At 29.4% G+C, this 13,674-nt stretch carries 12 protein-coding genes; 7 read left to right on the top strand and 5 right to left on the bottom strand.

The window, feature by feature from the left end; translation table 11 throughout:
- Window positions 1–3 precede the first annotated feature (3 nt).
- The 5 genes from GQS57_RS13975 (at window position 4) to folE (ending at window position 4,288) form a co-directional block, all read left to right on the top strand.
- The gene (locus GQS57_RS13975; RefSeq protein ID WP_165733474.1) at window positions 4–576 is read left to right on the top strand and encodes a pentapeptide repeat-containing protein; all 573 of its coding nucleotides are present in this window, start codon (window positions 4–6) and stop codon (window positions 574–576) included.
- A 98-nt stretch (window positions 577–674) separates the two neighbouring features.
- Window positions 675–1,037 carry a four helix bundle protein gene (locus tag GQS57_RS13970; RefSeq protein WP_165733473.1) on the top strand — a complete coding sequence of 121 codons (363 nt, stop codon included), beginning with the start codon at window positions 675–677 and terminating at the stop codon, window positions 1,035–1,037.
- A gap of 54 nt (window positions 1,038–1,091) precedes the next feature.
- Entirely contained in the window at window positions 1,092–2,030 is a 939-nt protein-coding gene (locus tag GQS57_RS13965) for a YihY/virulence factor BrkB family protein (RefSeq protein ID WP_165733472.1), read from the top strand.
- A gap of 117 nt (window positions 2,031–2,147) precedes the next feature.
- Entirely contained in the window at window positions 2,148–3,515 is a 1,368-nt protein-coding gene (gene hisS, locus GQS57_RS13960; RefSeq protein WP_165733471.1) for a histidine--tRNA ligase, read from the top strand.
- A gap of 104 nt (window positions 3,516–3,619) precedes the next feature.
- Window positions 3,620–4,288, top strand: coding sequence for a GTP cyclohydrolase I FolE (gene folE, locus GQS57_RS13955; RefSeq protein WP_240915486.1), 669 nt, complete (start codon window positions 3,620–3,622; stop codon window positions 4,286–4,288).
- Between the two features lie 191 nt (window positions 4,289–4,479).
- Here folE and secA read toward each other — a convergent pair whose 3' ends face one another.
- From secA to GQS57_RS13935, 4 genes are all read right to left on the bottom strand, one after another.
- Complete coding sequence (secA, locus tag GQS57_RS13950) at window positions 4,480–7,821, bottom strand: preprotein translocase subunit SecA (RefSeq protein ID WP_165733469.1); 3,342 nt, start codon at window positions 7,819–7,821, stop codon at window positions 4,480–4,482.
- A gap of 143 nt (window positions 7,822–7,964) precedes the next feature.
- On the bottom strand, window positions 7,965–8,186 hold the full coding sequence (locus tag GQS57_RS13945; protein WP_065318236.1) for a DUF2795 domain-containing protein: 222 nt from the start codon (window positions 8,184–8,186) through the stop codon (window positions 7,965–7,967).
- 170 nt (window positions 8,187–8,356) lie between these two features.
- Entirely contained in the window at window positions 8,357–8,929 is a 573-nt protein-coding gene (locus tag GQS57_RS13940) for a cob(I)yrinic acid a,c-diamide adenosyltransferase (RefSeq protein WP_165733468.1), read from the bottom strand.
- Window positions 8,930–9,019: 90 nt separating this feature from the next.
- Window positions 9,020–9,622, bottom strand: a complete 603-nt coding sequence (locus tag GQS57_RS13935; RefSeq protein WP_306772119.1) for an O-methyltransferase — start codon at window positions 9,620–9,622, stop codon at window positions 9,020–9,022.
- 245 nt (window positions 9,623–9,867) lie between these two features.
- On the opposite strand from GQS57_RS13935, the gene GQS57_RS13930 reads away from it, so the two are divergent.
- Window positions 9,868–10,662, top strand: a complete 795-nt coding sequence (locus GQS57_RS13930; protein WP_240915485.1) for a polysaccharide biosynthesis/export family protein — start codon at window positions 9,868–9,870, stop codon at window positions 10,660–10,662.
- A gap of 6 nt (window positions 10,663–10,668) precedes the next feature.
- The gene (locus GQS57_RS13925; RefSeq protein WP_165733466.1) at window positions 10,669–13,137 is read left to right on the top strand and encodes an exopolysaccharide transport family protein; all 2,469 of its coding nucleotides are present in this window, start codon (window positions 10,669–10,671) and stop codon (window positions 13,135–13,137) included.
- A gap of 60 nt (window positions 13,138–13,197) precedes the next feature.
- Here the strand turns inward: GQS57_RS13925 and GQS57_RS13920 are convergent, their stop codons facing one another.
- Window positions 13,198–13,671: a nucleoside deaminase gene (locus GQS57_RS13920; protein WP_165733465.1), complete on the bottom strand. Its 474-nt coding sequence runs from the start codon at window positions 13,669–13,671 to the stop codon at window positions 13,198–13,200.
- Between the last annotated feature and the right edge of the window lie 3 nt (window positions 13,672–13,674).

Raw genomic sequence — 13,674 nt, 5'->3', positions numbered from 1 at the left:
TAGATGACAGATACTTATTTTGATAGTGAGGAATTTACTAAAATTGATTTTAAGAAAACTAAGATAAACAAAGGAGAGTATGACAATTGTACATTCACTAATTGTAATTTTGAGAATGTACATGCATCAAATATTCAGTTTGTAGAATGCGATTTTATAGATTGTAATTTTAGCAATGCAATTGTAGATAATACGGCTTTTAAAGAGGTTACTTTTATCAATTGTAAAATGATAGGTGTAAAATTTAATGAATGCGATTCGTTTTTATTACAATTTAGTTTTAAAGATTGTCAATTAAGTTTTTCGTCTTTTTATCAATTAAAAATTCCGAATACAAAATTTAGTAATTGTAACTTACAAGAAGTAGATTTTACAGAAGCCGTTTTAACCAATTCCATTTTTGATAATTGTGACTTTAATGGAGCCATTTTTGGTGAAACTAATTTAGAAAAGTCAGACTTTAGAACAGCTTTTAACTTTAATATCAGTCCGGAAAAGAATCGTTTAAAAGGAGGGAAGTTTAGTAAAGACAATGTTATTGGGCTTTTATCAGAATATAGAGTTGTAGTTGATTGAAAAGTTACAAAGTAGCAAAGTTACAGAGTTGCAGAGTAACAAGCTAAACTTTGTAACTTTGAAACTATTTTTAACTTTGCCACTAATAAAAAAAAGATATGAAAACATTTAGAGATTTGTTAGTCTGGCAAAAGTCGATGAACTTTGTTACTGAAATTTATAAAGTATCTAAATCATTTCCAAAAGAAGAAACATTTGGCCTAACTTCTCAATTAAGAAGGTCTGCAGTTTCAATACCTAGTAATATTTCTGAAGGTTATGGTAGAGAAGGAGTGAAAGATTATCTTCGTTTTTTAAATATTGCAATGGCATCTCTTTTTGAATTACAGACACAAGTGGAAATTGCTTTTAATTTAGAATATATCAATAAAGGTAAGTTTGAAAATTTATATGAATTATCAAGAGAAATAGAGAGAATGTTATCTAGTTTTATTAGAACTATAAAATCAAAAAGAAACTAATCTTACAGTTATTCAACTTTGTAGCTCTGCAGCTAATTTAAACTTTGCAACTTAATGTCAAGAGAAATAGAAGAAAAACTAGAAAAAATACCAGTTGTAAATTTCTTGGTACTATTTGGAAAAAGAATAAAAATTCCTGGTTTAGAAGGAATGTCTTTGTACGATGTAATAGAAATGTACATTATTGGTATTGTAAAAGGAGCCTTAACAACTAGAGCAGGAGGAATTGCATTCAGTTTTTTTATGGCTGTTTTTCCTTTTTTGCTGTTTATTTTAACGTTAATTCCATACATTCCAATAGAAGGCTTCCAAGAAGGCTTATTTTCATTTATAAAAGAGGTGTTACCGCCACAAACCTTCGAAGCTGTAGATGTTGTGTTAAAGGATATTATTAATAATCAATATGGAGGTTTGCTTTCTTTTGGTTTCTTACTGTCTATCTTTCTAATGACAAATGGTGTGAATGCTATCTTTGGTGGTTTTGAACATTCATACCATATAACTGATGTTAGAAATGTTTTTAGAGCCTATTTTGTCTCTTTAGGAGTCTCTTTATTAATGTCATTCTTTTTAATTATAGTAATAACTTCACTAATTTTATATCAATTTGCATTGTCTAAAATTGATGAAACAGGTTGGCTAGATACATCCGATTTAGATCTGTTTTATTATGGAAGAAGTCTCATTTTTCTAGTGATGATTTTTACCATTGTTTCTTTACTCTTTAGATACGGAACAAAACAAGGAAAAGAAACAAAATTCTTTTCTGCAGGAGCACTTTTAACCACAGTTGTATCTTTATGTACGTTTTATTTATTCGGAATTTATGTAGTGAAATTTGCACAATACAATCAATTATACGGTTCTATTGGTACGCTTTTAATCTTGATGTTATTTGTATGGCTAAATGCAATTATCTTATTGTTAGGGTTTGAGTTAAATGCTGCTATTTACGCTTTAAGGTTCAGAAATAAAATTGATTCTATTTTATAACATTTCTAAGTTTTTCACGATATTTGCGCTCGCTAAAAGCAATTATCATTTAACAATTATCAGTAATCTAATCTGGTTTATTAAAAAATGATAAATGAACATTGATAACTGATTTATATGAAACCAAGTATTCCAAAAGGAACTAGAGATTTTTCGCCAACAGAAGTAGCCAACAGAACGTATATAATGAATACGATAAAAACTGCTTTTGAAACATTCGGATTTCAACCTATAGAAACACCAAGTTTCGAAAATTCATCAACCTTAATGGGGAAATATGGTGAAGAAGGAGATCGTTTGATTTTTAAAATTTTAAATTCTGGGGACTTTTTAAAGAAAGCCGATGAAACTCTTTTATCAGATAAAAACAGTTTAAAAGTAACTTCTCAAATATCAGAAAAAGCTTTGCGTTATGACTTAACAGTACCTTTTGCTCGTTATGTTGTACAACATCAAAATGATATTACGTTTCCTTTCAAAAGATATCAAGTACAACCTGTTTGGAGGGCAGATAGACCACAAAAAGGACGTTTTAGAGAGTTTTTTCAGTGTGATGCAGATGTTGTTGGTAGTAAATCTTTATGGCAAGAAGTAGAGTTTGTACAATTATATGATACCGTTTTTAGTAAACTTGGTCTAGCAGGAACGAATATCAAAATTAATAATAGAAAAATACTTTCTGGAATCGCAGAAGTTATTGGAGCACAAGATAAATTAATCGATTTTACAGTGGCTTTAGATAAGTTAGATAAAATTGGTAAAGACGGTGTTGTTAAAGAAATGTTGTCTAAAGGAATTACGGAGAACGCCATTGAAAAGGTACAACCTTTGTTCGATTTTACTGGATCTAATTTAGATAAATTAGCTTCATTAGAAAGTATGTTATCAACTTCTGAAGAAGGAACAAATGGAGTAGAAGAGTTGCGTTTTGTAATTAATTCTGTGGAAGAATTAGGTTTAGAAACAGCAACTTTAGAAGTAGATGTTACTTTAGCAAGAGGATTAAATTATTACACTGGAGCAATTTTTGAAGTTGCTGCACCAAAAGGTGTAAAAATGGGCTCTATTGGAGGCGGTGGAAGATATGATGACTTAACAGGTATCTTTGGATTAAAAGATGTTTCTGGAGTTGGAATTTCTTTTGGGTTAGACAGAATCTATTTAGTATTAGAAGAATTGGGTTTATTTAAAGCAGTAAATCTACCAAAACCAAAGGTTATTTTCTTAAACTTTGAGTCTAATACAGATGTTCTTAAAATGAAAGCAATTAAGGTCTTAAGAGAAAATAATATAAAAAGTGAATTTTATCCTGATTTAGCAGAAAGTAATAAGGCACAAAAGCGACAATGGAAATATGTTAGTTCTAGAGAAATAGAATTTGTAGTTTCTAATGTTGTAAACGATGTTTTTACTTTAAAGAATATGAATTCTGGAGAGCAAAAAGATGGTAATTTATCAGAAATACTATCCTTACTAAAAGCATAAATTATAGTTTTATAATTTTTATTGATTCGTAAACTAAAATAATACGTTGCAAACACGTAAATTTGCACTATAATAAGAATGAAATGTTTGAATTGAGCAGCAAAATGAATGACGAAAGAATTGAAGAAATAGGAGAGAATCACGTTGGTACATCAGCCAAAACTCCATTAAGAGCAGATGCTTTTGATATAACTGATGAAGAAAAAATTGAAAGAATCCAACAGAGTGTTAAGGATATTTTAACCACTTTAGGTTTGGATTTAACAGACGATAGTTTACAAGGAACTCCTAAAAGAGTTGCTAAATCTTTTGTTAATGAACTTTTTATGGGATTAAACCCTAAAAATTTACCAAAAGCATCAACTTTTGATAATAATTACAATTATGGTGAAATGTTGGTAGAAAGAAATATCGTTGTATATTCTACTTGCGAACATCATTTATTGCCAATTATTGGTAGAGCACATGTTGCTTATATTTCTGATGGGAAAGTAATTGGACTTTCTAAAATGAATAGAATTGTAGAGTATTTTTCTAAGAGACCTCAAGTGCAAGAGCGTTTAACAATGCAAGTTGTACAAGCGATGCAAGAAGCTTTGGGTGTAGAAGATGTTGCTTGTGTTATTGATGCAAAGCACTTATGTGTTAACTCTAGAGGTATTAAAGATATCGAAAGCTCTACTGTTACTGCTGAGTTTGGAGGTAAATTTAAAGAAAAGGAAACTAAAAGAGAATTTTTAGAGTACCTAAAAATGAATACAAGTTTCGAATAAAACTATTATTTCTGCTTAAACAGAATTCTATAAATATTAAAAACCGTTTAGAGATTTTCTAAACGGTTTTTTGTGTTTAATATTTTTTAATTGATTCTAGAAATAATAAAAATGGAGGCTGTATTCTTAAAAATAAAAAAGTCCAGAGCTTTTAACTCTGGACTTCTTATTTATATACTAAAATAAATAGTTTATTTATTTACTACAACCCATTCTCCTTTTTCAATTAAAGGAATAGCTTGTTTAAATTTTACTTCTTTCTCTTCACCGCTCATTACATTTTTAATAGTAACACGCTCGTTTCTTCCAACTTTAGGTTGTTCACGTACTATGGTTTCAACAGGTTCAGATTGTTTTTGACGAGAGCTTTCTATAGCTTGTTCTGTTGAGTTTTGAACATCTGCTTTACTTGTATTTAAACTTTCTCTTTTTTGTTGACGTGCTTCAGAAATTTGATTTGCATCTTGACTAGGAAGCTCCCCTTTAAATAAGAAAGATAATACTTCTCTATTTATTTCATCAACAGTGGTTTTAAACAATTCAAAAGCTTCAAACTTATAGATTAATAAAGGATCTTTTTGTTCATAAGACGCATTCTGAACAGATTGTTTTAAATCATCCATTTTACGTAAATGATCTTTCCAGTTCTCATCTATAATTGCTAACGTAATATTTTTCTCGAAATCTGTAATTAAACTTTTTCCTTCACTTTCATAAGCATCTTTTAAGTTGGTTACAACTTGTAAAGATTTAGTTCCGTCTGTAAAAGGAACTACAATTCTCTCATAACGATCACCTTCATTTTCAAAAACATCTTTAATTACAGGAAATGCTAAAACTGCATTTCTTTCAATTTTGTTTTTGTAATGTTCAGTAACAAGATCATATAATTTGTCTGTGATTTCTTTTTGTGAAAGTTTATCAAATTCTTCTTCTGTAAAAGGAGAAGTCATTGATGAAAATTTAATCAATTCAAATTCAAAATTATGGAAATTCTTAGCTGCTTTATTCGTATTCGTAATAGATTCGCAAGTGTCATAAATCATGTTTGCAATATCTACTTGTAAATGTTTACCATCTAATGCATGACGTCTTCTTTTATAAACAAACTCACGTTGAGCGTTCATAATATCATCATACTCTAACAAACGTTTACGAATACCAAAGTTATTTTCTTCGACTTTCTTTTGTGCTCTTTCAATAGACTTGGTAATCATAGAATGCTGAATTACTTCACCTTCTTTTAAGCCCATTCTATCCATCATTTTGGCAATTCTATCAGAACCAAAAAGACGCATTAAATTGTCATCTAAAGCAACATAAAATTGAGTAGACCCAACATCACCTTGTCTTCCTGCACGTCCACGTAACTGTCTATCTACACGTCTAGAGTCGTGACGTTCTGTACCAATAATAGCTAAACCACCAGCATCTTTAACTTCTTTAGATAATTTAATATCGGTACCACGACCTGCCATGTTTGTTGCAATGGTTACAATACCAGGTTTACCAGCTTGCGCAACAACATCTGCTTCTCTTTTGTGTAATTTTGCATTTAAAATATTATGTGGAATTTTACGCATTTGTAACATTCTACCTAATAATTCTGAAATTTCTACCGAAGTTGTACCTACTAAAACAGGTCTATTTTGTTCAACTAGTTTTACAATATCTTCAATTACTGCATTGTATTTCTCACGTGCAGTTTTGTAGATTAAGTCTTCTTTATCATCTCTTTGAATAGGTCTGTTTGTAGGAATTTCTACAACATCTAATTTGTATATTTCCCATAATTCACCAGCTTCCGTAATTGCTGTACCTGTCATACCAGACAGTTTTCTGTACATTCTAAAGTAGTTCTGTAAAGTTACAGTAGCAAAAGTTTGAGTAGCATCTTCAATTTTTACATTTTCTTTTGCCTCAATTGCTTGGTGTAATCCGTCTGAATAACGACGACCATCCATGATACGACCTGTCTGTTCATCAACAATCATTACTTTGTTTTCCATAACCACATACTCAACATCTTTTTCAAAAACAGTGTATGCTTTTAAAAGTTGATTCATGGTATGGATACGCTCACTTTTGATGCTAAAGTCTTTATATAGTTCTTCTTTTTGAGCAGTTTTTTCTTCTTTACTACTTTCAGAATTATCTATTTCACCAATTTTAACACCAATATCTGGTAATACAAAGAAGTTCTCATTTGCAGTTTTTTCTGATAAATCTGCGATTCCTTTGTCTGTTAAATCAATTTGATTATTTTTTTCTTCAACAACAAACCATAAGTCTTCATCTACTTGTGGCATTAATTTGTTGTTATCTTGCATGTAGTAGTTTTCTGTTTTCTGCAAGATTTGTTTATTTCCTTCTTGAGATAAAAACTTAATTAATGCTTTGTTTTTTGGTAAACCTCTGTAAACTCTTAATAATAAGAATCCTCCATCTTTATCGTTTCCTTCTGCAATTAATTTTTTAGCTTCAGCAAAAACACTTACCAAATGATTTTTTTGTTTAGTGACGATTTCAGAAACTAATGGTTTTAATTCGTTAAATTCATGTCTGTCTCCTTGTGGTACAGGTCCAGAAATAATTAACGGCGTTCTCGCGTCATCAATTAAAACAGAATCTACTTCATCAATAATAGCATAGTTAGGTGCTCTTTGTACTAAATCGTCTTTAGAGCTAGCCATATTATCACGTAAATAATCGAAACCAAATTCGTTATTTGTTCCATACGTAATATCTGCGTTGTAGGCTTTTCTACGTGCATCAGAGTTTGGTTGATGATAATCGATACAATCTGTTGTAAAGCCATGAAACTCAAAAATTGGTCCCATCCACGCTTTATCACGTTTTGCTAAATAATCATTTACGGTTACTAAATGAACTCCGTTACCCGTTAATGCATTTAAATAAACGGGAAGGGTAGAAACTAATGTTTTTCCCTCACCAGTCATCATTTCTGCAACTTTACCTTGGTGTAAAACAGATCCACCAATTAATTGAACATCATAATGAACCATGTCCCAAGTAACAGCTTTACCGGATGCATCCCAAGAATTTGCCCAAAAAGCTTTATCACCTTCTAAAGTAACGTTATCTCTTTCTGCAGATAATTCTCTATCAAAAGGAGATGCTGTAACTTCTACTTGCTCATTTTCTACAAAACGTTTTGCCGTTTCTTTTACAATAGCAAAAGCTTCTGGCATAATTTTAAGTAAAGTTTCTTCAGAAACTTTATATGCTTCATCTTTTAAAGCATCTATTTCAGTATAAATATCTTCTTGACGATCTATATCTGCTGTCTTAGCTTCTTCTTCTAATTCAGTAATTTTAGTATCAAACTCTTTTGTAGCAGTTTTTATTCTTTGCTTAAACTCTATGGTTTTGGCCCTTAAACCATCGTTAGAAAGTTTAGAAAATTCTATTTCGAATTTTTTTACATTTTCAACAACTGGTTGTAAAATTTTTAAATCTTTTTCTTGCTTATCACCAACAAAAAGTTTGATTACTGAATTTAAAATATTCATTTATTATGTTATTTTCAGTTAAATTAATAACTGCATTATAGTTCCGTATCAGGTTTTTTAAAAGCCTGAAAAATAGTTTTCTAGATTAAAAGAAAACAAAAAAAAAAGCCTCTTTAGAGACTTTTTATATTTAATTATTATGTTTAGTATTCATCCTCATTCCAAAGATAATCATCTTCGGTAGGATAATCTGGCCAAATTTCAACAATTGAGTCATACGCATCACCTTCATCTTCTATATCTTGTAGGTTTTCTACTACTTCTAAAGGAGATCCAGTTCTAATAGCGTAATCTATTAATTCGTCTTTGGTTGCTGGCCAAGGCGCATCTGCTAAATAAGATGCTAATTCTAATGTCCAATACATTTCTTAATGTTTAATTTTGTGCAAAAATAATTTTTTTACTGAATTATACAAGTCTTTTTTAAGAAATATATAGAGAAGTTATTCTTTCAATTTGTTAATATCTTAAAATTAATACTTTAAGTGATAAAAAAAATAAAAAAACTTCTTTAAATCGATAAAAAAAGAACGTGTTAATTTTTTGTAGGAATCCATTTGATTTCCTCTACTGATAAGTCTTTGGACAACTTTCGTGCCAACGTAAAAAGGTAGTCAGAAAGTCGGTTTAAGTATTTTAGTATGTCAATATTAATGTTTTCTTGATCATTTAGTTCTACAACTAAGCGTTCTGCTCGTCTGCAAATACATCTTGCAATATGACAAAATGACACAGATTGATGTCCGCCAGGAAGAATAAAATGAGTCATTTGAGGAAGCTCTAAATCCATTTTATCAATTTCTTCTTCTAAAAACAGAATAGAAGCATCATCAATTTTGGGGATATTCAGTCTTTCTTTTCCGTTTTTTAAAGTTTCTTTTTCTGGAGGAGTTGCTAACATAGCACCCAAAGTAAATAATTCATTTTGAATTTTTAATAAAGACTCTTTAATAGAAACACTTATGTCTTGATCCTTTATTAATCCAATATAAGAATTTAGTTCGTCTACATTACCATAACTTTCTATACGTAAATTGTATTTTTTTACTCTAGTACCTCCAAAAAGAGCGGTTGTACCAGCATCACCAGTTTTTGTATATATTTTCATAATATTAGTTGCGATTTTTCATTAAATCAAAGTTACAAAGTTTAAAAGGAGTGCTGTTTAAAATTAACACGATTTAACACTTTTAAAGAATTAGACTCTTATTTTAAAATGTTCTTTTTCCTGTTCTTTTCTGAAGAAAACAATTCCCCAGTAAAAAACATCAACGGTAACGGTTACTTTTTTATGATTTTTAATTTCTGTCCAGACTTCTTTCATTTCGTCACTCCAGTAAATATCATCAAAAATCCATACTGAATTATTAGTAACGGTCTCTAAACAAGTATTAAAATAATGTAAGGTGTCTTTTTTTGTATGATTTCCATCAAAATAAATACAATCGAATTGTTGGTTTTTGACAGCTTTGGGTAAAGTTTCTTTAAAATTACCTGTAATTATTTGAATGTCTTTGTAATTGTTATTAGAGAATAAATGATCTGCAACTTTACTAGTTTCTGGGCAACCTTCTAATGTTGTAATATTTGTTTTATTGTTTCCGATTTTAATTGCTGATGTACCTAAACCTAAAGAAGTACCAATTTCTAGTAAATTATCAGGTTTAAAATATTGAATTAAACGAATTAATAATTTAGCTTTTTTGTTTGATAACCCTGCAATTTTTGCAATTTTAGAAACTTGACGCTGATTATTTTTAAAAATTTTAGAACCTGCGCCAAAATCTGTGACTTTTATCAAACTTTTGTTGTCTAATAATTGTTGCTTCGTTTTATAAAATAATTGGACTAATATTGGGTCTGTTTTTTTGTAAAAACATTTGGTTATTAAATCATACACAAAAGGGGAGTGAACCCCATGTTGATTGGATGATTTTACGAGAAATTTTAAATATTTTGTTATCAAATAAATCAATTTTATATAAAAAACGAAAGTAAAATAAAATTATAGTAAACCACTTTTAAAAAGTATATTTGTGCATATTTATGATTAAAATTACAATGAGAAACCATTTTTTACTGCTCTTATTTATTCCTTTTCTTTTTTCGTGTATACCAGCTAAGGATATAATTTATCTACAAGGAGAGCCAATTGCAAAAAAAGAAATTAAAAGAATTAATAACATTCCTTACAAATTACAGGTTGATGATATCTTAAATATAGACATAAAATCTAATGACGAGACTTTAGTATCCGTTTTTAAGAAACAATCTACTGGAGGTGCAGGAGGTATTAGTGAAGGAGAATCTTATTTTTCTGGTTACAGTATAGATAGCTACGGAAACATTAGGATGCCAACTTTAGGTGAAATTAATGTTTTGGGATATACAGAACTTGAGGTTCGTAAAAAAATAGAAAATGAATTAAAAAAATTCATTAAAACGCAAGAAGAACTTTTTGTTTCAGTAAAATTGGCGGGTATTAAATATACCGCTATTGGAGAGATAGGAAGTCCTGGTCCTAAAGTTATATTTCAAAATAAACTTTCTATTATAGATGCCATTTCTAGTTCTGGAGATATTACTGCAGTTGGTAATAGAAAAAAAGTTGAAATTATTAGAAATACGATTACGGGAACAGAAAAATTTACAATTGATTTAACACAAATAAGCGCTTTTGATTCTGACGTTTTTTATATAAAACCAAATGATATTATAAATGTTATTCCACTGAAACAAAAAACATGGGGAACAGGAACTACTGGTCTTGGAGCACTCACAACAATTGTTTCTTTATTTACATTGATTAGTACCACTTTTATTTTAGCAAGAAATTTATAGCGATTTATGGATAATTTAAATAAACTAAATAATAGTACTATTCAAGCTAATATTGATGTTAAAGGGTATGTTTTTAAGGTTTTATCTTATTGGAAACTCTTTTTTGTAACTATAGTTATTGCATTGATAGTTGCTAAATTTATGAATGATTATAAAACAAAAATTTATAATCTAAATACCGTAATTTCTGTAAAAGAAGAGAATAATCCATTATTTTCTACAGGTACAAATATTGCTTTTAATTGGGGAGGAGCAAGTGATGCAGTAGAAACTATAAAAGTAGTTTTAACTTCTAGAACACATAATGAAAAGGTAGTTAGAAAATTAAATTTCTTTATAAACTATTTAAAAGAAGGTAGATATCGGTTAGAGGATGTTTATGGTTATACTCCGTTTGTTGTTGATTTAGATACTAGCAAACCTCAATTATATGGACAACTTATACAAGTAGAAATTACAGGAGAAGATACTTATAAATTATCTTTTGATCTTAAAGAGAGTACTTCAAATGCTGTAATGATCTATGATACAAATACAACAAGTGTACACAACTTTTCTTCTCCTCTTTTTTCTAAAGAGTATAAAATAGATGAACAGATAAACACTGAGTTTTTAAATTTTTCATTGCAAAAAACTAAAAAATTTACTGTTGGTGAGAAGTTTTATATACAATTTGCAAGTTTTGATGGTACTGTAGGAGGTAATAGGTCTATAAGTGTAGCAGGTATTGCTAATGGAGCATCTATGCTTCGGTTATCTAAAGGAGGCACAAATAAAAATAGGATTGTAGATTATTTAAATGCTACTGTTGTAATTCTTGACGAAGACAAACAAGAACAAAAAATTCTTTATGCTAAAAAGACTAAAGATTATATAGAACTTTTATTTACACAATTAGAAGATAGTTTACAGCGAATAGAAAAAGAGTTAGGAGTTTTTAAAGAGAAAAACAATATCTACAATTTATCTGAAGAAGGTAGTCTCGTTTTTAATGAAACTATAGAAATTGAGCAAAACAAAAAAAATATTTTAGAATTTAATGACTATCTTAATAATTTAAGAAGTTATATACTTTCTCATGATACTTATGGGGAAAATATTCCTGTTCCTGCTTTAATCGCTGTTCAAGATGGTAAGATTTCTGGTGAAATATCAACTCTTATACAATTATCAAGTTTAAGAGAAAAATTAAGAGGTTCTGTAACAGATAACCATCCACAGGTTATAAAGTTGAGTAATGATATTAATATTTCTAAAACTAATTTGTTAGAAAATATATCTACTTTAAAAGTTGTTAATCAAAATAAAATTAACAAATTAAATACTGAACTATCTACTTATAAAAGAAAACTGAAAAAATTACCTAAAACAGAACAAGGTTTATTAAAGTTTGAAAAGAACTATCAAATTTCTGAAGCAAATTATAATTATTTGAAGCAAAAAAGTTACGAAGCAGGTTCTGCAATTGCTGCAAATGTATCTGATGTTAAAATTATAGATACGGCTAAAGACTTAGGTAATGGACCTGTATACCCAATACCAAGTTTTAATTATTTAGTTGGATTAATGTTGGGAATTGTTTTTCCTTTATTTTACATAATTACTAGAGAGGTTTTAGATAATAAAATTCATACTGCAGAAGATATTCAAAATAATTATGCAATTCCTGTTTTAGGAGTTGTAGGTAAAAATCATGGAAATAATAATCTAGCTGTTTTTAATAAGCCAAAATCTTCAGTTTCTGAGTCTTTTAGGGCGCTTAGGTCTAATATTCAATTTTTATTTAAGAATACAGATGCGGATAAATCTAAAACATTGGTTTTAACTTCTTCTGTAAGTGGAGAAGGGAAAACAATGATTTCTATAAATATGGCAACTGTATTTGCTTTAAGCGGAAAGAAAACAGTTTTAGTAGGTTTAGATTTAAGAAAGCCTAAAATTTATGATGATTTTGATTTAACTAATGACGTTGGTGTGGTAAACCACTTAATTAAGCAAAAGACATTAGATGAAATTATAATTAAGACTAAAGTACCAAATTTAGATCTTATTCTATCAGGACCAATACCTCCAAATCCTTCTGAATTATTACTGAATGAAACGGCAGATAAGATGATTAAAGATCTTCAAGAAAGATATGATTATGTTATTATTGATACGCCACCTGTTGGTTTAGTTTCTGATGCATTAGAGTTGTTTAAATATGGAGATGCTATTATTTATGTTATCCGTCAGGATTATTCCGAAAAGGGAATGATGAGAATGATAGATGATAAGTATAAAAATAAAGAAGTAACGAATATTAGTTATGTTTTAAACGACTTTTCTATAAAGAATAAATACGGTTATGGTTACGGCTATGGTTATGGCTACGGTTACGGCTATGGTTACGGAAAATACGGTAATGGTTATCATGAGGATGAAGACAATAAAGGCTTCTTCTCTAGAATATCAAGTTTATTTAAAAAGAAATAAAAATCAAAAAGCATCGTTAATTCGATGCTTTTTTTAGTTATATAGAGAAAAATTAGGAGTTTAATAAGCTGTTTTATCTTGTTTTTCTGCCCATTTATTAAAAGGCTCTAATGCAATTTCTCTTCCTATTTGCTCAAAAGGAATGCTTCTTTTCTCGTAAGGTAAAGGAATTTCTTTGTAGATAAATTCATCGTCAAAACCAATATTTGCAGCATCTTGCTGATTACTTCCGTAAAAAACTTTGTCTGGTCTTGCCCAGTAAATTGCACCTAAGCACATAGGGCAAGGTTCGCAAGAAGTATATATAATACAACCGTCTAACTGAAAAGAACCAATGTTTTTACAAGCATCTCTTATTGCAGTTACTTCTGCGTGTGCTGTTGGGTCGTTTGTAGAAGTAACTTTGTTATTTCCGCGACCAATTACTTCTCCATCTTTTACAACAATACATCCAAAAGGTCCTCCTTCGTTATTATTCATTCCTTTTAAAGCCGCTTTTACAGCTTCGCTCATAAATTCTTCGTGTTTGTTCATCTT

The sequence above is a fragment of the Polaribacter sp. 20A6 genome (assembly GCF_011378915.1).
Lineage (GTDB): Bacteria > Bacteroidota > Bacteroidia > Flavobacteriales > Flavobacteriaceae > Polaribacter > Polaribacter sejongensis.
This window is presented reverse-complemented; position numbering and strand designations above follow the sequence as displayed.

Bases quoted from the DNA above. Each gene is read 5' to 3' on its own strand.
- GQS57_RS13975 (WP_165733474.1), top strand. From the start codon at position 4: ATGACAGATACTTATTTTGATAGTGAGGAATTTACTAAAATTGATTTT.
- GQS57_RS13970 (WP_165733473.1), top strand. From the start codon at position 675: ATGAAAACATTTAGAGATTTGTTAGTCTGGCAAAAGTCGATGAACTTT.
- GQS57_RS13965 (WP_165733472.1), top strand. From the start codon at position 1,092: ATGTCAAGAGAAATAGAAGAAAAACTAGAAAAAATACCAGTTGTAAAT.
- hisS (WP_165733471.1), top strand. From the start codon at position 2,148: ATGAAACCAAGTATTCCAAAAGGAACTAGAGATTTTTCGCCAACAGAA.
- folE (WP_240915486.1), top strand. From the start codon at position 3,620: ATGAATGACGAAAGAATTGAAGAAATAGGAGAGAATCACGTTGGTACA.
- secA (WP_165733469.1), bottom strand. From the start codon at position 7,821: ATGAATATTTTAAATTCAGTAATCAAACTTTTTGTTGGTGATAAGCAA.
- GQS57_RS13945 (WP_065318236.1), bottom strand. From the start codon at position 8,186: ATGTATTGGACATTAGAATTAGCATCTTATTTAGCAGATGCGCCTTGG.
- GQS57_RS13940 (WP_165733468.1), bottom strand. From the start codon at position 8,929: ATGAAAATATATACAAAAACTGGTGATGCTGGTACAACCGCTCTTTTT.
- GQS57_RS13930 (WP_240915485.1), top strand. From the start codon at position 9,868: ATGATTAAAATTACAATGAGAAACCATTTTTTACTGCTCTTATTTATT.
- GQS57_RS13925 (WP_165733466.1), top strand. From the start codon at position 10,669: ATGGATAATTTAAATAAACTAAATAATAGTACTATTCAAGCTAATATT.
- GQS57_RS13920 (WP_165733465.1), bottom strand. From the start codon at position 13,671: ATGAACAAACACGAAGAATTTATGAGCGAAGCTGTAAAAGCGGCTTTA.